The sequence below is a fragment of the Nocardioides alpinus genome (assembly GCF_900112035.1).
Classification (GTDB): Bacteria; Actinomycetota; Actinomycetes; order Propionibacteriales; family Nocardioidaceae; genus Nocardioides; species Nocardioides alpinus.
This window is the reverse complement of the sequence record NZ_FOKC01000002.1, coordinates 259,066-280,196: the sequence shown is the minus strand read 5'-3', so window position 1 is coordinate 280,196 and position 21,131 is coordinate 259,066. Positions and strand designations below refer to the sequence as shown.

The following is a 21,131-nucleotide window of genomic DNA, read 5'->3' as shown; positions in this document are numbered from 1 at the left end:
GCCGGCCAGCGTAGGTGGATAGGGTCGCGGTGATGAACGAGACCTCTCCGAGCAAGACCAGGAAGCCCCGCGTCGCCGTCGTCTTCGGTGGCCGCTCCTCCGAGCACGGCATCTCGTGCGTGACCGCAGGGAGCGTGCTGGCGGCCATCGATCGCGGGGCGTACGACGTCGTGCCGGTCGGCATCGCGACCGACGGCCGGTGGGTGCTGGAGGCGGACGAGCCCGCCCGCCTCGCGATCCGCGGCGCCGACCTCCCGTCCGTGGACGCCGAGAGGTCGCCGGTCGCGCTGATGGGGGCGGTGACCGGCACCGACCTGGTCGTCACCGAGCCTGCGAGCGTGCCGTCGGTGATCGGTGAGGTCGACGTCGTCTTCCCGCTGCTGCACGGCCCCTGGGGCGAGGACGGCACGTTGCAGGGCCTGCTCGAGATGGCCGCCGTGCGCTACGTCGGGTCCGGCGTGCTCGCCTCGGCGATCGGCATGGACAAGGCCTTCATGAAGATCGTGCTGCAGGCCGCCGGCCTCCCGGTGACGCCCGGCATCGTCGTGACCCGCTCGGAGTGGGAGCAGGACCCGGTCGGCTGCCGGACGCGGGTCGAGGAGCTCGGCTTCCCCGCCTTCGCCAAGCCCGCCCGCGCCGGGTCGAGCATGGGCATCAGCAAGGTCCACGACGCCACCGAGATCGAGGCCGCGCTCGAGGAGGCCTTCCGCCACGACCCCAAGGTGCTGGTCGAGCAGTCGATGGAGGGTGCGCGCGAGGTCGAGTGCGGTGTCCTCGGCACCCTCGAGGGGCCCCCCGAGACCTCCCGCCCCGGCGAGGTCCGCACCGGCGGCGACCACGAGTTCTACGACTTCGAGGCCAAGTACCTCGCCGACCAGCACACCGAGATCGACATCCCGGCCGACCTCCCCGCGGAGATCGAGCAGCCGCTGCGCGCGATGGCCGTCCGCGCCTTCGAGGCGCTGTCGTGCGAGGGCCTGGCCCGCGTCGACTTCTTCGTGATGCCCGACGGCTCGCTGGTCATCAACGAGCTCAACACGATGCCCGGCTTCACCCCGACCTCGATGTATCCCCAGCTCTGGGCAGCCACCGGGATGACCTACCCCGAGCTCGTCGACCGGCTCGTCCAGCTCGCCCTGCACCGCGGCACCGGCCTGCGCTGAGCCCCGCTCAGCGTTACAGGCAGGAGAGCCCCTCGCCGAGGTGCTCCTTGAGCGCCGGCGCCAGCTCGGCGAGCGCGCGGTCGACGCCCTCGGTGCGGTAGCGCGACGGGACCTGCACCTCGACGTACGGCGTCAGGCTGAGAGCGATCGGGGCGGCGTCGACCCGCAGGTCGGAGAGCTCGTCGTCGGTGACGTACCAGCCGACTCCCTTGATGACGTTGCACTCCGCCGTCGGCTCGTAGTCCGTCGGGGCGGGGACGCCGCAGGTGAGGACGTAGGCAGGATCGCCCCAGGCCGCACCCAGCGCGTCGTCCGGGTCGACCGAGCGACGTGGTTCTCCGGCGAGGGTGTCGGGAAGGTCGTCGACCAGTGCCTCGCAGGCGGCGCGGTCGGCGCCGGAGAGGTCCTGGTCCTCGAGCGGGACCAGGTCGGGGCTGCAGGCGGCGAGCAGGACGCAGGCGGCTGCGGACGCGACGACGCCCCGGCCCTGGGGACCGAGGCGTCGTCGGTGGAGCACGTGTGTCGTCAGAGGTGGACGATCAGATGTGGACGACCGGGCAGGTCAGCGTGCGGGTGATGCCGTCGAGGTTCTGCACCTTCGACACCACGAGCTTGCCCAGCTCGTCGACGTTCTTGGCCTCGGCGCGGACGATCACGTCGTAGGGACCGGTGACGTCCTCGGCAAGCGTGACGCCGCTGACCTGGGCAATGGCCTTGGCCACCTCGGCGGCCTTGCCGACGTCGGTCTGGATCAGGATGTAGGCCTGGACGACCATCGTGGACTCCTCGGTCTCTTCAGCGGGTGTGACCGGGCCAACCTACCGCGCGACGCGGGCGGGCCGACAGGGGATGGGTGACTGTGATCACCGGCCGCGTCTGGTGGGATGGGGACATGGCCTCGACAGCGGACGCAACCCTCGGCGAGACAGGTGAGTTCGGCCTGATCTCGGAGCTCGTGGAGATCTTCGAGGGCGACGAGCACGTGCTGGTCGGACCCGGTGACGACGCCGCCGTGCTGCGGATCAAGCACGGCCACGTGGTGGTCTCGACCGACCTCATGGTCGAGGGCAGGCACTTCCGCCGCGACTGGGCCAGCGCCGCCGACGTGGGCCACCGTGCCGCTGCGCAGAACCTCTCCGACATCAACGCCATGGGCGGCACCGCGCGCCACCTGACGATCGGGCTCGCCGCACCCGCCGACCTCCCGGTGGCCTGGGCCCTGGACTTCGCGCGCGGCTTCGCAGAGGAGTGCGCGAGCGTCGGTGCGAGCGTCGTCGGGGGCGACGTGACCCGCGCCGACCAGGTCGTCATCGCGGTGACGGTGATCGGTCAGTGCACGCAGTCCCCGGTGCTGCGCTCCGGCGCCCGGCCCGGCGACGTGCTCGCGACGGTCGGGCGTCAGGGGTGGGCCGCCGGCGGCCTGGCCGTCCTCGGCCGCGGCTTCCGCTCGCCGAGGGTGCTCGTCGAGGCCTACCGCCGCCCGGAGCCCCCGTACGCCGCCGGCAAGCAGGCCGCCGAGGCCGGCGCGACCTCCCTCATCGACATCTCCGACGGCCTCCTCGCCGAGGCCGGGCACCTCGCGGAGGCCAGCGGCGTCGCGATCGACGTACGCACCGGAGCCTTCGAGACCCCCGAGCCGCTCCAGGCCGTCGGTGCCGCCCTCGGAGCGGACCCGCTGCAGTTCATCCTCAGCGGGGGGGACGACCACGCGTTGCTGGCGACCTTCCCCGACGCGGGCTCCGTGCCCGCGGGGTGGCAGGTGGTCGGCGACGTGCGCGAGGGAGAGGGCGTGACGGTCGACGGGTCGACGTACGACGGCCCCACCGGCTGGACCCACTTCTGAGCGCCACTCCAGCCACCCTCGCCACACGGGTGGGCCGAGCTTGGCGGAGGTGGGGCGTTGCAACGGCCCATCCGCGCGGAAGTCACCGCTGAGGCGGTGACTCCCACCACGAACGACGAAACCCCCGCCGCAGAGCGACGGGGGTTGCGAGGAAGAGCTTCAGGTCAGCGCGAGACCTTGCCGGCCTTGAGGCAACCGGTGCAGATGTTGACTCGCTTGGGCGTACCGTTGATGGTCGCCCGGACGCGCTGGATGTTGGGGTTGAAGCGACGCTTCGTGATCTTGCGGGACCAGGGACGGTTGTTTCCGAAGCCCGGCTTCTTGGCGCAGATGTCGCAGACGGCAGCCACCGTGCACTCCGATCCGTTCGAGGGTGATGAACTGGCAGGGCCCGCGCCGCAGGAACGCAGCAGCAGGCAACCGGGAAAGAGTAGCCGAGGACCCGCGGGGACAAGAAATCGCAGCACCGTCGGACCGGGGCACTACCCTGTGGCGCGCACCACAGTGCACCTTTCCAGACCAGTTCGCACCCGGGAGCCACCGACTCGATGGAGCCAGTCAGCCACGGCATCACCCTCGACGGGGTGGCCCGGTTCGTCGACATCGCGACCGACGCGCTGTCCTCGGCGCGCGAGGAGATCGATGCCCTCAACGTCTATCCCGTGCCCGACGGCGACACCGGCACCAACATGTTCCTCACCGTCTCGGCCGCCCGCGACGAGCTGCGCGCCGCCCGCGCTGCCGATCCCGACCTCAGCCTCGAGGCGGGCCTGGCGCTGCTGGCCCGCGCGGCGCTGATGGGCGCGCGCGGCAACTCCGGGGTGATCCTCAGCCAGATGCTCCGCGCCTACGTCACCCACCTGGCCGTCGCGGGGACCGACGACCGGCGGGCCAGCACCATCGCCGCCGCGATGGCGGCGGCCACCGACGCCAGCTATGCCGCGGTCGGCACGCCTGTCGAGGGCACCATCCTCACCGTCGCCCGCGCTGCCTCCGACGCCGCCGTCGAGACCGCCGAGCGGCCCGGCGCCCGCGCCCGCGACGTCTTCACCGCCGCCGCAGCAGCAGCACGTGTCGCGCTGGCCCGGACCCCCGAGCAGCTCCCGGTGCTCGCGCAGGCGGGTGTCGTCGACGCGGGCGGTCGCGGCCTGACCGTCGTGCTCGACGCGGTCGAGACGACGTCGACCGGCCGCCGCCCGATGCCGTACGCCGCTCCGATCGGCACGCACCTCATCCCGGTCGCCACCGCCCTGCCGAGCGACGACCTCACCGAGGACGGTCCCGCCTACGAGGTGATGTACCTCCTCGACCTGAGTCCCGAGACCGAGGACGACGACGTCGTCGCCCTGCGCAAGACCCTGGCGGGCCTCGGCGACAGCCTCGTGGTGGTCGGCGGCGGCGGCCTGTGGAACGTCCACGTGCACGTCGACGACGTCGGTGCCGCGATCGAGGCGGGCATCACCGCCGGCCGGCCCTATCGGATCCGGGTGACCCACTTCGCCGAGCAGATCGCGGAGAGCCGCCACAAGGCCTCCGCCCGCCGCGGCCGCAAGGTCGTCGCCGTCGCCGCCGGGCCCGGGCTGGCCGAGCTGTTCGAGTCCGCGGGTGCGGTCGTCGTGCCGGGTGGACCGGGCCAGCGCCCCTCGACCGGGCAGCTGCTCGAGGCGATCACCGCCTGCGGGGCCGCCGAGGTCGTGATCCTGCCCAACGACGCCGACACGGTCCGCGCCGCCGAGATCGCGGCCCGCACGGCCGAGGCCGAGCACGCGATCAAGGTCGAGGTGATCCCGACCCACGCGCAGGTCCAGGGGCTGGCCGCGATCTCGGTCCACGAGCCTGGCCGCGCCTTCGACGCCGACGTCCGCGAGATGACCGCGACGGCGCGCCACGCCCGCCACGGCGCCGTGACCGTCGCCGCGCGCCAGGCCATCACGATGGCCGGCCCCTGCGAGCCGGGTGACGCGCTCGGCGTCATCGCGGGTGACTTCGCGGTGGTTGGCTCCGACCTCGAGGCGGTCGCCAACGACGTGCTCGAACGCCTCCTCGCCGGTGGCGGCGAGCTGGTCACGATCGTCTCCGGCGAGGGTGGTGTCGAGCTCGCCGGGCGGGTCGCCGCGCAGGTCGAGCACCGCCACCCCCACGTCGACGTCGCCGTGCACGAGGGCGGCCAGCCGCGCTACCCGCTGCTGGTCAGCGTCGAGTGAGCGGCCGGTAGTCGCGCATGGTCGCCATCACCCCGGAGAGCCCGATCGCGGCGGTCTTCGGCAGCTCCCACAAGAAGCGCAAGCTGGCCGAGGAGGGCCTCGGCCTCGCCACCATCGGCGACCTGCTGCGCCACTTCCCGCGCCGCTACGTCGCTGCGACCGAGCTCTCCGAGGTGGCCACGCCCATCGTCGGTGAGCAGCTGACGATCGTGGGGGAGGTGCGCTCGTGCGACAGCGCCCCGTTCACGGCCGGCAACCGCCGGCAGTGGCGTACGACGATCCGCCTGCGCACCGAGGGCCCCGACTTCTCCGTGACCCTGTTCAGCCCCTACAAGAACCTGGCCGACCGGCACGAGGCCGAGTTCGGGACGGGGAGCAGGGCGCTCTTCACCGGCAAGGCCAAGCAGTTCCGCGGCGGCTGGCAGCTCGAGCAGGCCCACGGCTTCGCCCTCGACGGTGAGGAGGGCGCGATGCTCAGCAAGCTGATCCCGGTCTACCCGCTGACCGCCAAGCTCTACACCTGGGACCTCCAGAAGGTCGTCACCGCTGCGCTCGACCTGGTGACCGGCGTCCCCGACGTCTTCACCCCCGAGCTCCGTGAGCGCTACGACCTGCTCACGGTGATGCAGGCCCTGCGCTGGATCCACGGCCCAGACGACTGGAGCCAGCTCGGCGCGGCGCAGAAGCGCTTCCGCTTCGAGGAGGCGCTGGTGCTCCAGCTGGTGCTCGCCCGTCGGCGGGCCGCGCACCGTGCCCAGGGGGCGCGTGGCCGACCGGGGCGCAGCGACGGACTGCTCGACGCGTTCGACGCGCGACTGCCCTGGGAGCTCACCGGTGGCCAGCGCGAGATCGGCGACCTCGTCGCCGCCGAGCTCGGCCGCGACCACCCGATGAACCGGCTGCTCCAGGGCGAGGTCGGCTCCGGCAAGACCGTGGTCGCCCTCCGCGCGATGCTCCAGGTCATCGACTCGGGCGGTCAGGCCGCTCTGCTGGCCCCCACCGAGGTGCTGGCCCAGCAGCACCACCGCTCGATCTCCGCGATGCTCGGCGACCTCGCCCAGGGCGGGATGCTCGGCGGGGCCGCCGAGGCCACCAGCGTCGTGCTCCTCACCGGGTCGATGGGCAAGGCCGCCCGCCAGGAGGCGATGCTCCGGATCGTCACCGGCGAGGCGGGCATCGTCATCGGCACCCACGCGCTGCTGGAGGACCGCGTCCAGTTCGCCGACCTCGGACTGGTCGTCGTCGACGAGCAGCACCGCTTCGGCGTCGAGCAGCGCGCCGCGCTGACGGACAAGGCCGGCACCCCACCGCACGTCCTCGTCATGACCGCGACCCCGATCCCGCGCACGGTGGCGATGACGGTCTTCGGTGACCTCGAGACCTCGATCCTCGCCGAGCTGCCCGCCGGCCGGGCACCGATCCAGACCAACGTCGTCCCCCTCGCCGAGCAGCCGGCCTGGATCGAGCGCGTCTGGCAGCGGGTGCGGGAGGAGGTCGAGAAGGGCCACCAGGTCTACGTCGTGTGCCCGCGGATCTCCGGCGACGCGGGCGAGGAGGGGGAGCGCGACCAGCTCGACCTCGACGAGGACGGCAAGGAGGTCGCGCCCAAGCGGGCGCTGGCCGCCGTCGAGGAGGTGCACGCCGAGCTGTCGGCCGGCGCGCTGAGCGGCGTACGCTCCGCGGTCCTGCACGGGAAGATGCCTCCGGACGACAAGGAGCGCACGATGCGCGCCTTCGCCGCGGGCGACATCGACGTGCTGGTGTCCACGACCGTCATCGAGGTCGGCGTCGACGTGCACAACGCGACCACGATGGTGCTGCTCGACGCGGACCGCTTCGGCGTCTCCCAGCTCCACCAGCTGCGCGGTCGCGTCGGGCGCGGCGGTCTCCCCGGGCTCTGCCTGCTGGTCTCCCACGCCGAGCTCGGGTCACCCGCCCGCGACCGCCTCGACGCGGTCGCCTCGACGACCGACGGCTTCGAGCTGAGCCGCGTCGACCTCGAGCAGCGCCGCGAGGGTGACGTGCTCGGAGCCAACCAGTCGGGCTTCCGCTCCAGCCTGGTCAGCCTGCGGGTGCTGCGCGACGAGAAGACGATCGTGCGTGCCCGCGAGGCCGCCGAGGCGCTACTCTCCGAGGATCCCGCGCTCACGCAGTCACCTGAGCTGGCCGCCGTCGTTGACGAGGTGGAACGCTCCGCTGCGTCGGCCTACATGGACAAGGGTTGAGCGTGATGGAAGGGCTGAACGCGAGGACATGACTCGGATCATCGGGGGAACGGCGGGAGGTCGCCGCCTGGAGACGCCGCGCGGCCAGACGACCCGCCCCACCAGCGACCGCGTGCGCGAGGCGCTGTTCTCGGCCATCGAGGCGCGCACCGGATCGCTCGACGGGCTGCGCTTCCTCGACCTCTACGCCGGCTCCGGGGCGGTCGGCCTCGAGGCGTGGTCCCGCGGTGCGGGCGTCGTCACCATGGTCGAGCAGGACCGGCGTACGGCCTCGCTCATCACCCGCAACGCCGCCACCCTGGGCTTCTCCCGCGCCCGGGTCATCGCGGCGACGGTGTCGACGGTCCTGCTGTCACCGCCCACCGCCCCCTACGACCTGGTGTTCTCCGACCCGCCCTACCCGCTGCCCGACGCCGATGTCGCCGCCGACCTCGCCGCGCTCGTCGCCCACGGCTGGCTGGTGCCCGGCGCGCTCGTGATCGTCGAGCGCGCCGCCAAGCGCAGCCAGGTCGTCTGGCCGGACGGGATCGAGGAGGACCGCACGAAGCGCTACGGCGAGACCGCGCTTTGGTACGGTCACGCCACCCCGGCACCCTGACCGACCTGCTCAGGAGCCGGGCCCGAAGGGAGTCCCGCATGCGCCGCGCTGTCTGCCCCGGGTCCTTCGACCCGGTGACCAACGGCCACCTCGACATCGTCCGGCGCGCTGCGACGCTCTTCGACGAGGTCGTGGTCGCCATCGGCGTCAACATGTCCAAGAACCGGCTGTTCACCCCCGACGAGCGCATCGCGATGCTCGAGGAGGCCACCGCCGACATCCCCCACGTGCGGGTGTCGGGCTTCGACGGGCTCATCGTCGACTTCTGCCGCGAGCTCCGCGCGGTCGCGATCGTGAAGGGCCTGCGCGGTTCCGGCGACTACGAGTACGAGCTGCCGATGGCCCAGATGAACTCCCACCTCACCGGCGTCGAGACCGTCTTCCTCCCCGGCGCGGTCGGCAACGCGTTCGTGTCCTCCAGCCTGATCAAGGAGGTCGCGGCGCTCGGTGGCGACGTCCGCGGTCTGCTGCCGGACCCGGTCCACGACCAGCTCGTACGCCGTCTCGCTGAGCGCGCCGGGTGACCCACAGGCCACCCGTTTTGCCCCGTCGTGGGCCGGACGGATACGATTCCGAGGTTGTGTTGGTGTCCAGAAGTGGGAGTTCGTCGTGAACAGCCTGGACCCGAGGGCGCCGCTCGTGCTTGATACTCGCGAGCTCGGCCGCCGCCCGGGGTCCCAGCGTGAACTCGAGCTCACTGTTCCGGCGCCGGCACAACTTGGCATCGAAGTCCTCACTGTCCCCGAAGGATCGCCGGTCGAGCTCGACCTGCGGCTCGAGGCGGTCATGGAGGGAGTACTGCTCACGGGCACGGCCACGGCCGCGCTCGAGGGGGAGTGCGTACGGTGCCTGGAGCCGATCGAGGACGAGATCCTCGCGCGGCTGCAGGAGCTCTACGTCTACCCTGAGCAGCACACCAAGGCCGCGGAGCACGACGACCGCGACCTCGACGACGAGACCAGCCTGCTCGAGGACGACCTGATCGACCTCGAGCCCCTGCTGCGGGACGCGGTGGTGCTCGCACTGCCGTTCCAGCCGCTGTGCCAGGACGACTGTCCCGGGTTGTGCACCGAGTGTGGTGCCCGGCTCGCGGACGAACCGGACCACACGCACGACGCACCGATCGACCCGCGCTGGGCAGGGCTGGAGCAGCTCCAGCAGGACCCCCAGGACTGACCACACCTCACCGGGACTTCCCGGCTGAAGCAACACACAGGAGACCCACCATGGCTGTTCCGAAGCGGAAGATGTCGCGCAGCAACACGCGTCACCGCCGTTCGCAGTGGAAGGCCGTCGCGCCTTCGCTCGCGACCTGCGCCAACCCCGCCTGCGGTGCCAAGCACCTGCCGCACCGTGCGTGTGGCCAGTGCGGCCAGTACGGCGCCAAGGCCGACCGTCGCCAGGTCCTCTGACCACCGACGAGCTCCGCGCAGCGCTCGGTGATCCGGTCCTGGATCCCGAGTTGCTGCAGCGTGCGCTGACGCACCGCTCGTTCGCCTACGAGAACGGGCAGATCCCGACCAACGAGCGCCTCGAGTTCCTGGGCGACTCGGTGCTCGGCGTCGTCGTGACCGAGACGCTCTATCGCAACCACCCGGACTTCTCGGAGGGGCGGCTGGCCAAGCTGCGCGCCGCGGTCGTCAACGCGCGCGCCCTGGCTGACGTCGCACGCGAGATCGAGCTGGGCCAGCACATCATGCTGGGCCGCGGCGAGGAGACGACCGGGGGCCGCAACAAGGCCTCGATCCTCTCCGACACCGTCGAGGCGGTCATCGGGGCGATCCACCTCAGCGGCGGCATCACGGAGGCCGCCAAGGTCATCCACCGCCTCTTCGACCCCGTCATGGAGGCTGCCGCGTCGATGGGCGCCGGCCTCGACTGGAAGACCTCGCTGCAGGAGCTCTCCGCCTCCCTCGGCCTGGGTGTGCCCGACTACCTCATCGAGGACGACGGCCCCGACCACATGAAGACCTTCGTCGCCCGCGTCCGCGTCGGCGACCTGGTGCTCGGCAACGGCCACGGCCGCTCCAAGAAGGAGGCCGAGCAGGGCGCCGCCGAGACGGCCTACCAGGAGATCCAGGCTGCGCAGGTCGCGGAGGCCCCGGCAGGGACGCCTCCCGTCAGCACCGACGCCTGACCCGTGCCTGAGCTCCCCGAGGTCGAGGTCGTCCGCGCCGGCCTCGAGCGCCACGTCGTCGGCAGCACCATCGCGTCGGTCGAGGTGCTGCACCCCCGTCCCGTACGCCGCGACCACCGCGGCTCGACCGGCTTCGTCGCTGCCCTGGTCGGCCAGCGCATCGTCGCCGTGCGTCGCCGTGGCAAGTACTTCTGGCTGGCGCTCGCCAACGGTGATGCCCTCCTGGGCCACCTCGGCATGAGCGGCCAGATGCTCCTCCACGAGCCCGGAGCCGCCGACGAGCGACACCTGCGGGTCCGTTTCACGCTCCGCGTCCCGGGTCCCGACTCCGCTCGACCGCCGGCGACCCTCGAGATGCGTTTCGTCGACCAGCGGATGTTCGGCGGTCTCGCCGTCTCCGAGGGCGGCGCGGAGCTGCCGACCGAGATCGTCCACATCGCCCGCGACCCGATCGACCCGGAGTTCGACGACGAGGAGTTCGTCCGCCGCGCGCGACGGCGTACGTCGGCCGTCAAGCGGCTCCTGCTCGACCAGGGACTCATCTCCGGGGTCGGCAACATCTATGCCGACGAGGCGCTCTGGCGCGCGAAGCTGCACGGCGAGCGGCCGGGGGACCGGCTCACCGGCCCGGTGCTGCGTGACCTCCTCGGCCACGTCCGGGCCGTCATGGGCGAGGCACTGGCGCAGGGCGGCACGTCCTTCGACGCGCTCTACGTCAACGTCAACGGGGAGTCCGGCTACTTCGACCGCTCCCTCGACGCCTACGGCCAGGAGGGCAGGCCGTGCGGCCGCTGCGGTACGCCGATCCGGCGGGTGGCGTTCATGAACCGCTCGTCCTACTTCTGCCCGAGCTGTCAGCGTCCGCCGCGCACCGCGTCGCGACGCGCCGGTGGCCGTTGACCCACCGCGACCGCGGTGGGACGCTGGGAGACGGCCGTCACACCGGCCTCTGCACCCCCCACCTGTCGAAAGGCACCCCATGGCCAAGGCTCTGATGGGTCATGTGACCACTGAGCTGCACTCCACCACGGCCCTGGCCGTGGAGAACCGCCGGCTGCGGCGGCGGGTCCAGGACCTCGAGTCCATGGTCCTGCGGCTGCAGGCCGACAACGACCGTCTCTCGGCGGCCGCGCGCGACGACGCGCTGTCCGTCGAGGACCTGCAGCCGGCCTGAGCCCCCACTGCCGGGTGAAAACCGGCTGCCCTGCGTCGCTCCCGCGACGTAGGGTCACCGACTTGTGAGCACCCTCGTCGAGACCGTCTTCCCGACGCGCCTCGGCACCAGCTTCCGGTGGCTCGCACTGGGGTCGTGGGTCTCCAACATCGGCGACGGCCTGATGCTGGCCGCCGGCCCGCTCCTCGTGGCCTCCCAGACCCGGGACCCGTTGCTGGTCGCGGCGGCCGCGATCGCCCAGCAGCTGCCCTGGCTGCTCTTCGGCCTCGTCGCCGGCGCGATGGCCGACCGGCTCGACCGCCGCCTGCTCGTGATGGTGATGGACGGCCTCCGGGCGGTGCTGATTACCGGACTGTGCGTGGTGATCGTCACCGGTCACGTCAACATCTGGATCGTGCTCGCGGCCTCGTTCCTGCACGCGACCGCAGAGGTGTTCGCCGACGCCACCGCCTCGACCCTCACGCCGATGCTGGTGCCCAAGGAGGACCTGGGCCTGGCCAACGCGCGGATCATGGCGGGCTTCCTCACCGCCAACCAGCTCGTCGGCCCGGCGCTCGGCGCCTTCCTCTTCGCGGCCGGGATGGCGCTGCCGTTCGTCGTGCAGGCGGTCTGCGTCGCCGCCGCCGTGGTGCTGATCTCGCGGATCGCCATGCCGAAGGGCGCCGTGCGCGACGTCGCCGACACCCACGTCCGCCAGGACATCGCCGAGGGCCTGCGGTGGATCGTCGGCAACCGGCCGGTCCGCACGCTCGCCCTCGTCATCGTCGCCTTCAACGTCACCTGGGCCGCCCCGTGGTCCGTGCTCGTCCTCTGGGCACTGGAGCGCATCGGTCTCGACGAGGCCGGCTTCGGGCTGCTCACCACCGCCGCTGCGCTGGGCGGACTGCTCGGCACGTTCGCCTACGGGCGCATCGAGAAGCGCTTCCGCCTCGCGACGCTCATGCGGACGGTCCTGGCCTGCGAGGTGGCGTTCCACCTGCTGATGGCGCTGACCACGACGGCGTACGTCGCCTATCCGGCCATGTTCTTCTTCGGGGCCTACGCCTTCGTGTGGGGCACCCTGTCGCAGGCCGTCCGGCAGCGCGCCGTACCGACCGAGTTCCAGGGCCGCGTCGGCTCGGTCTACATGATCTGCGTGATGGGCGGGATGCTCGTCGGCTCCTTCCTCGGCGGCCTCATCGCGGACCGGTGGGGACTCACCGCACCGTGGTGGTTCGCCTTCGCCGGCTCGGGCCTGACGCTCGCTCTGGTGTGGCGCGAGCTGGCGCACATCGCGCACGCCGACGAGGTGGCGACGGCAGCAGCCTGAGCGGTGGGCGTACCGGCAGGTGGTTCGATGGGCAGATGGACGCCCTCGCCGAGCTCGTCGAGTCCCTCCCCGCCGGTGTCGTGGTCACCGACGGGGACCGCATCGAGAAGTACCGCTGGGACCGGTCGCAGGACCCGCACGCAGGTACGCCTCTGGCCGTGGTGCGCGCCGAGGACGCCGGCCAGGTGCAGACGGCCGTGCGGTGGGCCGCGCGTCACGACCTACCCGTGGTGCCCCGCGGCGCCGGCACCGGCCTGTCCGGCGGCGCGAGCGCCGTCGACGGCGGCCTGGTGCTCACGCTCGAGCGGATGACGGCGATCGAGGTCGACCCGGTCTGCCAGGTGGCGGTCGTCGAACCCGGAGCCCTCAACAAGGACGTGAAGGCCGCCGCCGCGAAGCACGGGCTCTGGTACCCACCCGACCCCTCGTCGTACGAGATCTGCTCCATCGGCGGCAACGTCGCCACCAACGCCGGCGGTCTGTGCTGCGTGAAGTACGGCGTGACGACCGACTACGTGCTGGGGCTCGACGTGGTCCTCGCCGACGGCACGCTCGTCACCCTCGGCGGCACCCGGATCAAGGACGTCGCCGGCCTGTCGCTGCTCAAGCTCTTCGTCGGCAGCGAGGGCACGCTCGGTGTCGTCACCCGAGCCATCATGCGGCTCGTGCCGGCGCAGGTCGTCGGGGCCACGCTGGTGGCGGCCCTCCCGACGATGACGGCCGCGGCGGAGGCGGTCGTCGCGATCCGTCGGTCCCTGCGGCCCTCGATGCTCGAGCTGATGGACCAGCCCTCGATCCGGGCCGTGGAGGCGCACCGGCCTATGGGCCTCGACACCTCGGCCGGGGCCCTGCTGGTCGCGCAGAGCGACGCGCCCGGCAGCGCCTGCACCGCCGAGGTCGAGGCCATGAGCGCCGCCTGCCGGGCGGCGGGGGCCGGGGAGGTCTTCGTGACCACCGACGCCGACGAGGGGGAGCTGTTCGTGCAGGCCCGTCGCATGGTGATCCCCGCCGTCGAGGTCCTCGGCGAGCTGATGCTGGAGGACGTCGGCGTGCCGGTGCCGCGGTTGCCCGAGCTCGTGGACGCGGTCGCCCGGATCGCGGAGCGCCACGACCTGCTCATCCCGGTGGTCGCCCACGCCGGCGACGGCAACACCCACCCGCTCATCGTGGTGCCGCGCGGCGACGACGCGGCCAAGCTCCGGGCGCTGGCGGCCTTCGAGGAGATCATGCACGCCGCCATCGCACTCGACGGCACCATCACCGGGGAGCACGGTGTCGGCCGGACCAAGAAGTCGGCGCTGCCCGCCCAGCTCGGGGAGGACGTGATGGCGCTGACCCGGCGGGTCAAGGACGCGCTCGACCCGCAGGGCATCCTCAACCCGGGCGCAGTGCTGTGAGTCGGGCAGTCGTCCGCGGTGTGGTGCGTTGGTTAGGTTCGACGGCATGATCCGCGAGCGCCACCTCTTCGGTCCCGGTCCGTCCAACCCCTACCCGGAGGCCACCCGTGCCCTGGCCGATCCGCTGCTCGGGCACCTCGACCCCGAGTTCCTCCGGATCATGGACGAGACCTGCGAGATGCTCCGCACGGCCTGGGGCACGTCCAACGCCCGCACCCTGCCGCTCAGCGCCACTGGGTCTGCGGGCATGGAGGCGGCCTTCGTCAACACCGTCCACCCGGGCGACGTCGTCGTGGTCGCCGTCAACGGGCTCTTCGGCCAGCGGATGACCGACGTCGCCGCGCGCTGCGGCGCCGAGGTCGTCGCCGTCGAGCACGAGTGGGGCCAGCCCGTCGACGTCGACCGCGTCCTGTCTGCGCACCCTTCCCCGGCGATCGTCGCCGCGGTGCACGCGGAGACCTCGACCGGTGTCCGCTCCGACATCGCCGCGCTCGGCGCGGGGCTCCGCTCGCAGGGCGGTGACGCGCTCCTGCTCGTCGACGCGGTCACCTCGATCGCCGGCATCGAGCTGCGCGCCGACGACTGGGGCGTCGACCTCGGCTATGCCGGCACCCAGAAGTGTCTCGGCGTCGCACCCGGGCTCGCGCCCTTCACGATCAATGACCGCGCCTTCGAGCGCCGCGTCGAGAAGCCGCGCTCGTGGTACCTCGACCTCGGCATGCTCGGCGGCTACGTCGGGGAGGCGGGGTTGAAGGAGGGTGGCAAGGCGCAGCGGACCTACCACCACACCGCACCCACGGCGATGGTCGCCAGCCTCCACGCCGGTCTCACCCGCATCCTCGCCGAGGGCCTCGACGCGGTCTGGGCCCGCCACCGGGCGGCCGGCGACGCGCTGCAGGCCGGACTGCAGGAGATGGGCCTCGAGCTCTTCGCTGCCGAGGGCCACCGGCTCCCCGACCTGACCACTGTCAAGGTGCCCGACGGCGTCGACTCCGCCGCCGTCCGCAAGGAGCTGCTCGAGCGCTACGACATCGAGATCGGCGCCGGCGCAGGCCCCTATGCCGCAAGCGTGTGGCGGATCGGGCTGATGGGCCACAACGCCCGTCCCGACGCCGTGCTCCTCGTGCTCTCCGCGCTGCGGGACGTGCTGGGTCGTGGCTGACGCCGCACCGGTGCGGCTGCGCCGGATGACGCAGGAGGAGTTCGACACCTACCGCGCCGGCTCCGAGCGGGCGTACGCCCTCGAGATGGCTGCCTCGGGGCAGCTGGACCTCGATGCCGCGGAGAAGCGCTCCGCGCTGGAGTACGCCGAGCTGCTGCCCGACGGCCTCGACAGCCCGCAGATGCACCTGTGGACCGCCGAGGCGGGGGACCCGGCCGAGCCGGTCGGCCTCGGGTGGATCGAGCTCAGGGAGCGCTCGTCGGGCGTGACCGCGTGGGTCTACGACGTCAAGGTCGACGCCGAGCGGCGGGGCCGCGGCCTGGGGCGGGCACTGATGGAGGCGCTGCACGACGCCGCCCGTGACCTCGGGGCGACGTCGATCTCGCTCAACGTCTTCGGTCACAACGCCACGGCGATACACCTCTACGAGTCCCTCGGCTACGCGGTGACAGCGCAGCAGATGAAGCACGACCTCTGACCTCGGCGCAGAGCCTCCCCGGTCGCGTCCCCGCTCACGGGTAGGGTGAGCGGCGCTGAGCTTCCCCAGTTGTCAGCGGCCATCTCGTGACCCGTTGAGGAGCCTGCGTTGTACCTGAAGAGCCTGACCCTCAAGGGGTTCAAGTCCTTCGCGTCCTCCACGACGCTGCAGCTCGAGCCGGGCATCACCTGCATCGTCGGCCCCAACGGGTCGGGCAAGTCCAACGTCGTCGACGCGCTCGCGTGGGTGATGGGTGAGCAGGGGGCCAAGAGCCTGCGCGGCGGCAAGATGGAGGACGTCATCTTCGCCGGCACCTCCGGGCGCCCACCCCTGGGTCGCGCCGAGGTGCAGCTGACCATCGACAACACCGACGGCGCGCTGCCGATCGACTATGCCGAGGTCACGATCAGCCGCACGATGTTCCGCAACGGCGGTTCGGAGTACGCCATCAACGGTACCGGCTGCCGCCTCCTCGACGTGCAGGAGCTGCTGAGCGACTCCGGCATCGGCCGCGAGATGCACGTGATCGTCGGGCAGGGCCAGCTCGACTCGATCCTGCACGCGACCCCGGAGGACCGCCGCGGCTTCATCGAGGAGGCCGCCGGCGTCCTCAAGCACCGCAAGCGCAAGGAGAAGGCGCTCCGCAAGCTCGACTCCACCGACGGCAACCTCACCCGGCTGGCCGACCTGCTCTCCGAGATCCGCCGCCAGCTCAAGCCGCTGGGTCGACAGGCCGAGGTCGCCCGCCAGGCCGCCACCGTCCAGGCCGACGTGCGCGACGCGCGCGCCCGCCTGCTCGCCGACGACCTCGTGACCGCCCGTACGGCGCTGGAGACCGAGCTGGCCGACGAGTCGGTGCTGCTCCAGCGGCGCCAGGAGGTCGAGGCGGCCGTCACCGCCGGCCGCGAGAAGGAGGCCCGCCTCGAGGCCACGCTCCGCGACGACCTGCCGCGCCTCGCCGCCGCGCAGGAGACGTGGTTCGCGCTGTCGGGGCTCAAGGAGCGGCTCCGCGGCACCGCCTCGCTCGCCGACGAGCGGATCCGCAACGCGGCCGGTGCCACCGACGGCGACACCGTCGACTCCGGTCGCGACCCCGACGACCTCGAGGCCCAGGCCGAGCGCGTGCGCCGCCAGGAGGCGGAGATCGCCGAGCAGGTCGAGCAGCACCGCTCGGCGCTCGAGGCCGCGGTGGTCGCTCGTCGCGCCGCCGAGGAGGCCTCGTCCGAGGAGGAGCGACGCATCGTCGGCCTGCAGCGCGCAGCCGCCGACCGTCGTGAGGGACTCGCCCGGCTGATCGGCCAGGTCAACGCGCTGAAGTCGCGCTCGGAGGCGGCCGACGCCGAGATCCAGCGCCTCACCGACGCCCGCGAGGACGCGGCCACCCGCGCCGAGCGCGCCCAGCGCGACTTCACCGCCCTGGAGACCAGGGTCGCCGGGCTCGACGCGGGGGAGGAGGGCCTCGACTCCGAGCACGAGGAGGCCGTGGCCGCCCTCGACGAGGTCGAGGAGCAGCTCGCCAGGGCCCGCGAGGACGCCCAGCAGGCGTCGCGCGACCGCGCCGGTCTCGTCGCGCGTCGCGACGCGCTCGAGCTCGGCCTCAACCGCAAGGACGGCGCCGGGGCGCTCCTGGCCGCCTCCGACACGGTCGCGGGGCTGCTCGGCTCCGTCGCCGCGCTGCTCGACGTCGACCACGGCTACGAGGCCGCTGTGGCGGCCGCCCTCGGGACCGCTGCCGACGCCGTCGTCGTGAGCGACGCCCATGCCGCCGTCGCGGCCATCGACCACCTCAAGGACGACGACCTCGGTCGGGCCGGGCTGCTGCTCGGAGGGGCTCCCGTCACCGACCGCGACTGGCCGGCGCTGCCCGCCGGGGTGACGTACGCCGTCGACGTGGTCACCGCGCCCGACGACGTACGCCCCGCGCTGGTGCGGCTGCTGCACCAGGTCGCCGTCGTCGACGACCTCGCCGCCGCCCGCCGCCTCGTCGCCGACCTCCCCGACGTCATCGCCGTGACCCGCGAGGGCGACCTCCTGGGCGCCCACTTCGCTGCCGGCGGCTCCAGCAGCCAGCCCAGCCTGATCGAGATCCAGGCCGCCTTCGACGAGGCCTCCTCGCGCCTCACCGAGGCGACGGCGACCACCGAGCGGCTCGGCTTCGAGATCTCCCGGCTGGAGGCCGCGCGCCACGACGGCCTCAAGCGGGTCGACGTCGCGCTGGCCAAGCTCCACGAGTCCGACGCGACCCTGGCCGCGGTGGCCGAGGAGCTCGGGCAGTACGGCTCGCAGGCGCGCGCCGCCAAGGGCGAGACCGAGCGGCTCGAGCGGGCGATGGTCACCGCCCGCGAGGCCCGCGAGGCCGACCTCGCCGGCCTGGCCGAGCTCGAGGCCCGGCTCGCCGCGGCGGAGGACGTCACCGACGAGGAGCCCGACACCACCGAGCGCGAGAAGCGCGCCGAGGAGGCCCGCGAGGCCCGGCAGGGCGAGATGGACGCCCGGCTGGCGCTGCGCACCGCCGAGGAACGGGCCCGCGCGCTCAACGGCCGCGCCGACTCCTTGCTGCGGGCCGCGCAGGCCGAGCGCGAGTCGCGCGCACGTGCGGCCGAGCGCCGCGAGCGCCTGATCCGTGAGGGGCGCGCCGCGCAGGCGGTCTCGGTGGCCGTACGCGTCGTGCTCCACCAGCTCGAGCGCTCCGTGATGCTCGCCGCCGACGAGCGGGCGGCCGTCGAGGAGTCGCGGCAGGGGAGCGAGCAGCAGCTGATGGCCGTGCGCACGTCGCTGCGTGACCTGGGCCGCGAGCACGACGAGCTGGTCAACTCCGTGCACCGCGACGAGATGGCCCGCACCCAGCAGAAGATGCGCATCGAGCAGCTCGAGGAGCGCGCGCTCGAGGAGCTCGGGCTGGATCCCGACGGGCTGGTCAACGACTACGGCCCGACGACCCTCATCCCGTTCAGCGGCGAGGTGCCCGACGGCGAGGAGCCGCCGGAGCCGGCGGCGTTCGTCCGCGAGGAGCAGGTCAAGCGGTTGCGTTCCGCCGAGCGCTCCCTCTCGATGCTGGGCCGGGTCAATCCGCTCGCCCTCGAGGAGTTCTCCGCGATGGAGGAGCGGCACAAGTTCCTCACCGAGCAGCTCGAGGACCTCAAGCGCACCCGCAAGGACCTCCTCGACATCGTCCGCGAGGTCGACGCCCGTGTGGAGCAGGTCTTCACCGAGGCCTACGCCGACGTGGAGAAGGCCTTCGACTCCACCTTCGCCCGCCTGTTCCCGGGCGGCGAGGGACGGCTCGTCCTGACCAACCCCGGCGACATGCTCAACACCGGCATCGAGGTCGAGGCGCGCCCGGCCGGCAAGAAGGTCAAGCGGCTCTCGCTGCTCTCCGGAGGCGAGCGCTCGCTGGTGGCCGTCTGCTTCCTGGTGGCCCTCTTCAAGGCGCGACCCTCGCCGTTCTACATCCTCGACGAGGTCGAGGCGGCGCTCGACGACACCAACCTCGGCCGGCTCCTGGAGATCTACGAGGAGCTGCGCGAGAACTCCCAGCTGCTCGTCATCACGCACCAGAAGCGCACGATGGAGGTCGGTGACGCGCTGTACGGCGTCACCATGCGCGGCGACGGCGTGTCCGCGGTGATCAGCCAGCGGTTGCGCGACGCCGAGTCCGCATGAGCCACGAGTCGAGTGCGCCGGAGGCAGCACCCGCCACGGGGACCCGCACTCAACCCGCGCGGCCCACCCGGAGCGACTACGTCGCCTGGCGCACCGCCACCACCCGGTGGCGCGACGACGACGCCTACGGACACCTCAACAACGCGACCTACTACGAGCTGTTCGACACGGCGGTCAACGCCTACCTCTACGACGCGACCGGTGTCGACGTGCGTGCGCTGCCGCAGATCGGCGTCGTGGCCGAGACCGGCTGCCGCTACTTCCGCGAGATCGGCTTTCCCGAGCCGATCGAGATGGGCCTGGTCGTCGACAAGGTGGGACGGAGCTCGATCATCTACCGGATCGGCCTCTTCCAGGGCACGTCGGACGAGGCCGCGGCCGAGGGCCGCTTCGTGCACGTCTACGTCGACAACGCACGCGGCGCCGGCTCGCGCCCGGTGACCCCGGTCCCCGACGTCGTGCGGGAGGCCGTCGTACGACTGCAGCGGCCGGAGGCCTGAGCGGCGCGTGACCCTGCTCACCCCGACGCGCCGGTGGGGCGTACAGATGCGGGCGGTGCAGCGGCGGTGTGTCATGTTGGACGGGACCTGCTCACCACCTCGGGAGGAACCTCCGTGCTCGCGATCATCCTGATGATGACCCTCGGCGTGCTCGTCGCCGGAGCGGTGGCGGTCTACGTCGCCTACCCCCACCGCGGCCAGCGGATCCCCGTCGTCCCGCAGCTCGGTGACGCGATGCGCAAGGGTGTCGACTCGCTCCCCACGCTCGAGGACTCCGAGTCACGCGTCTGACCCTCCCCGGGTCCCGGCCGCCGATCGGCACCGGCGCGGCGCCGCACGTCGGGTCCGCGCAGGGTTAGCGTGCACGGGTGACCGGTGCGCGACACGACGTCCACAAGGCCTACTGCGCCGCCTGCGGCTCGATGGTGTCCCGCCGGTTCCGCCCGGGCCCGGACGGGCGCCTCGAGGCGACCTGCCCCCGCTGCGGCAGCCTCGAGCGGCACCGGTTCCTCTCCCTGCTGCTGGGCGCCCTCGAGCCGGACCTGCACGACCTCGACACGGTGGTCGAGATCGCCCCGTCCCGCCAGTCCACGCCCCTGCTCGACCGGCTCGGTGCGCGGCGGCGGATCAGCCTCGACCTCGGCCACGACAAGCGTGAGGTCGACGCCCTGGCGAGCCTCACCGCGCTGCCGCTGCGGGACGGGTCGGTCGACCTGCTGGTCTGCTACCACGTGCTCGAGCACGTGCCCGACGACTGCTCGGCGATGCGCGAGATCTCCCGCGTGCTGAGCCCCCGGGGCATCGCGCTCCTCGAGGTGCCGATCAAGCGGGGTGTCGTCACCGAGGAGGACCCGTCCGCGACTCCGGACGAACGCGTACGCCGGTTCGGCCAGAGCGACCACGTGCGGTGGTACGGCGACGACTTCGACGACCGGCTGCTGGCAGCCGGCCTCTCGTCGACGCGCGTCACGCCCCCGACGCTCGTGGGCGAGGCGGCCGTCAAGTGGTTCCGGCTGATGGCCCACGAGGTGGTGTGGGTGGCTCGGCACGGCACTGCTGCCGCGACGCCCACGGCGCCCCACGGGTCCGGCCTCACCGCCGCCTTCGACGCCGTGCTCGCCGATCTGGCCCGGACGCAGGTCCGCCTCGACCGGGCGCGCGAGCGGGCCGACCGGCTGGCCGCCCAGCGCGACGCCCTGCGGGCACGGCCGGTGGTGCCTCAGGCGCGGCACGGGGCCGACGTGCTCACCCGGCTCCGCCGCGCCGTGCACCTCTGAT

The 21,131-nt window shown here is 72.6% G+C and carries 22 protein-coding genes; 19 read left to right on the top strand and 3 right to left on the bottom strand.

Features of this window, described 5'->3' with window-relative positions:
- Window positions 1-32: 32 nt before the first annotated feature.
- The gene (locus BM127_RS06610; RefSeq protein ID WP_091196257.1) at window positions 33-1,163 is read left to right on the top strand and encodes a D-alanine--D-alanine ligase family protein; all 1,131 of its coding nucleotides are present in this window, start codon (window positions 33-35) and stop codon (window positions 1,161-1,163) included.
- Window positions 1,164-1,176: 13 nt separating this feature from the next.
- Here the strand turns inward: BM127_RS06610 and BM127_RS06605 are convergent, their stop codons facing one another.
- Window positions 1,177-1,680 (bottom strand): DUF3515 domain-containing protein, encoded by a 504-nt coding sequence (locus tag BM127_RS06605; RefSeq protein ID WP_198554209.1) that lies wholly within the window; start codon window positions 1,678-1,680, stop codon window positions 1,177-1,179.
- 22 nt (window positions 1,681-1,702) lie between these two features.
- Entirely contained in the window at window positions 1,703-1,939 is a 237-nt protein-coding gene (locus tag BM127_RS06600) for an Lrp/AsnC family transcriptional regulator (RefSeq protein ID WP_091196254.1), read from the bottom strand.
- Window positions 1,940-2,055: 116 nt separating this feature from the next.
- Between BM127_RS06600 and BM127_RS06595 the strand changes: the two genes are divergently transcribed.
- Window positions 2,056-3,006, top strand: a complete 951-nt coding sequence (locus BM127_RS06595; RefSeq protein ID WP_091196879.1) for a thiamine-phosphate kinase — start codon at window positions 2,056-2,058, stop codon at window positions 3,004-3,006.
- Window positions 3,007-3,170: 164 nt separating this feature from the next.
- Here BM127_RS06595 and rpmB read toward each other — a convergent pair whose 3' ends face one another.
- Complete coding sequence (gene rpmB, locus BM127_RS06590; protein WP_091196251.1) at window positions 3,171-3,356, bottom strand: 50S ribosomal protein L28; 186 nt, start codon at window positions 3,354-3,356, stop codon at window positions 3,171-3,173.
- 198 nt (window positions 3,357-3,554) lie between these two features.
- Between rpmB and BM127_RS06585 the strand changes: the two genes are divergently transcribed.
- The 17 genes from BM127_RS06585 to BM127_RS06510 all read left to right on the top strand — a co-directional run bounded on the left by BM127_RS06585 (window position 3,555) and on the right by BM127_RS06510 (window position 21,130).
- On the top strand, window positions 3,555-5,210 hold the full coding sequence (locus tag BM127_RS06585; protein WP_091196248.1) for a DAK2 domain-containing protein: 1,656 nt from the start codon (window positions 3,555-3,557) through the stop codon (window positions 5,208-5,210).
- Window positions 5,211-5,227: 17 nt separating this feature from the next.
- Window positions 5,228-7,435: an ATP-dependent DNA helicase RecG gene (locus BM127_RS06580; RefSeq protein ID WP_091196244.1), complete on the top strand. Its 2,208-nt coding sequence runs from the start codon at window positions 5,228-5,230 to the stop codon at window positions 7,433-7,435.
- A 28-nt stretch (window positions 7,436-7,463) separates the two neighbouring features.
- Window positions 7,464-8,033, top strand: coding sequence for a 16S rRNA (guanine(966)-N(2))-methyltransferase RsmD (gene rsmD, locus BM127_RS06575; RefSeq protein ID WP_091196241.1), 570 nt, complete (start codon window positions 7,464-7,466; stop codon window positions 8,031-8,033).
- 38 nt (window positions 8,034-8,071) lie between these two features.
- Window positions 8,072-8,557 carry a pantetheine-phosphate adenylyltransferase gene (coaD, locus tag BM127_RS06570; RefSeq protein WP_091196239.1) on the top strand — a complete coding sequence of 162 codons (486 nt, stop codon included), beginning with the start codon at window positions 8,072-8,074 and terminating at the stop codon, window positions 8,555-8,557.
- Window positions 8,558-8,642: 85 nt separating this feature from the next.
- Window positions 8,643-9,209, top strand: a complete 567-nt coding sequence (locus BM127_RS06565; protein ID WP_091196236.1) for a YceD family protein — start codon at window positions 8,643-8,645, stop codon at window positions 9,207-9,209.
- A gap of 50 nt (window positions 9,210-9,259) precedes the next feature.
- On the top strand, window positions 9,260-9,445 hold the full coding sequence (gene rpmF, locus BM127_RS06560) for a 50S ribosomal protein L32 (RefSeq protein WP_091196235.1): 186 nt from the start codon (window positions 9,260-9,262) through the stop codon (window positions 9,443-9,445).
- 50 nt (window positions 9,446-9,495) lie between these two features.
- A complete protein-coding gene (gene rnc / locus BM127_RS06555; RefSeq protein ID WP_231263293.1) occupies window positions 9,496-10,170 on the top strand; it encodes a ribonuclease III in 675 nt (224 codons plus the stop codon).
- Between the two features lie 3 nt (window positions 10,171-10,173).
- Window positions 10,174-11,070 carry a bifunctional DNA-formamidopyrimidine glycosylase/DNA-(apurinic or apyrimidinic site) lyase gene (gene mutM / locus BM127_RS06550; RefSeq protein ID WP_091196229.1) on the top strand — a complete coding sequence of 299 codons (897 nt, stop codon included), beginning with the start codon at window positions 10,174-10,176 and terminating at the stop codon, window positions 11,068-11,070.
- 103 nt (window positions 11,071-11,173) lie between these two features.
- Window positions 11,174-11,344 carry a hypothetical protein gene (locus BM127_RS06545; protein WP_372476613.1) on the top strand — a complete coding sequence of 57 codons (171 nt, stop codon included), beginning with the start codon at window positions 11,174-11,176 and terminating at the stop codon, window positions 11,342-11,344.
- Window positions 11,345-11,408: 64 nt separating this feature from the next.
- The gene (locus tag BM127_RS06540; RefSeq protein WP_091196225.1) at window positions 11,409-12,653 is read left to right on the top strand and encodes an MFS transporter; all 1,245 of its coding nucleotides are present in this window, start codon (window positions 11,409-11,411) and stop codon (window positions 12,651-12,653) included.
- Between the two features lie 35 nt (window positions 12,654-12,688).
- Window positions 12,689-14,050: an FAD-binding oxidoreductase gene (locus tag BM127_RS06535; protein ID WP_091196222.1), complete on the top strand. Its 1,362-nt coding sequence runs from the start codon at window positions 12,689-12,691 to the stop codon at window positions 14,048-14,050.
- Window positions 14,051-14,096: 46 nt separating this feature from the next.
- Complete coding sequence (locus BM127_RS06530; protein ID WP_091196219.1) at window positions 14,097-15,212, top strand: pyridoxal-phosphate-dependent aminotransferase family protein; 1,116 nt, start codon at window positions 14,097-14,099, stop codon at window positions 15,210-15,212.
- Window positions 15,205-15,690 carry a GNAT family N-acetyltransferase gene (locus tag BM127_RS06525; protein WP_091196216.1) on the top strand — a complete coding sequence of 162 codons (486 nt, stop codon included), beginning with the start codon at window positions 15,205-15,207 and terminating at the stop codon, window positions 15,688-15,690. The genes BM127_RS06530 and BM127_RS06525 overlap by 8 nt, the downstream gene beginning before the upstream one ends.
- Before the next feature lie 108 nt (window positions 15,691-15,798).
- Window positions 15,799-19,353: a chromosome segregation protein SMC gene (smc, locus tag BM127_RS06520; RefSeq protein WP_091196214.1), complete on the top strand. Its 3,555-nt coding sequence runs from the start codon at window positions 15,799-15,801 to the stop codon at window positions 19,351-19,353.
- Window positions 19,350-19,853: an acyl-CoA thioesterase gene (locus BM127_RS06515; protein ID WP_091196211.1), complete on the top strand. Its 504-nt coding sequence runs from the start codon at window positions 19,350-19,352 to the stop codon at window positions 19,851-19,853. Before smc ends, BM127_RS06515 begins: the two co-directional genes overlap by 4 nt.
- Window positions 19,854-19,967: 114 nt before the next feature.
- Window positions 19,968-20,144: a hypothetical protein gene (locus BM127_RS22155; RefSeq protein ID WP_157829517.1), complete on the top strand. Its 177-nt coding sequence runs from the start codon at window positions 19,968-19,970 to the stop codon at window positions 20,142-20,144.
- Between the two features lie 77 nt (window positions 20,145-20,221).
- Entirely contained in the window at window positions 20,222-21,130 is a 909-nt protein-coding gene (locus tag BM127_RS06510; protein WP_091196208.1) for a class I SAM-dependent methyltransferase, read from the top strand.
- The last annotated feature ends 1 nt before the right edge of the window (window position 21,131 follow it).

Coding starts and splice junctions, on each gene's coding strand:
- BM127_RS06610 (WP_091196257.1), top strand. CDS start 33: ATGAACGAGACCTCTCCGAGCAAGACCAGGAAGCCCCGCGTCGCCGTC.
- BM127_RS06595 (WP_091196879.1), top strand. CDS start 2,056: ATGGCCTCGACAGCGGACGCAACCCTCGGCGAGACAGGTGAGTTCGGC.
- BM127_RS06580 (WP_091196244.1), top strand. CDS start 5,228: ATGGTCGCCATCACCCCGGAGAGCCCGATCGCGGCGGTCTTCGGCAGC.
- rsmD (WP_091196241.1), top strand. CDS start 7,464: ATGACTCGGATCATCGGGGGAACGGCGGGAGGTCGCCGCCTGGAGACG.
- BM127_RS06515 (WP_091196211.1), top strand. CDS start 19,350: ATGAGCCACGAGTCGAGTGCGCCGGAGGCAGCACCCGCCACGGGGACC.
- BM127_RS06530 (WP_091196219.1), top strand. CDS start 14,097: ATGATCCGCGAGCGCCACCTCTTCGGTCCCGGTCCGTCCAACCCCTAC.
- BM127_RS06600 (WP_091196254.1), bottom strand. CDS start 1,939: ATGGTCGTCCAGGCCTACATCCTGATCCAGACCGACGTCGGCAAGGCC.
- coaD (WP_091196239.1), top strand. CDS start 8,072: ATGCGCCGCGCTGTCTGCCCCGGGTCCTTCGACCCGGTGACCAACGGC.
- rpmF (WP_091196235.1), top strand. CDS start 9,260: ATGGCTGTTCCGAAGCGGAAGATGTCGCGCAGCAACACGCGTCACCGC.
- BM127_RS06535 (WP_091196222.1), top strand. CDS start 12,689: ATGGACGCCCTCGCCGAGCTCGTCGAGTCCCTCCCCGCCGGTGTCGTG.
- BM127_RS06585 (WP_091196248.1), top strand. CDS start 3,555: ATGGAGCCAGTCAGCCACGGCATCACCCTCGACGGGGTGGCCCGGTTC.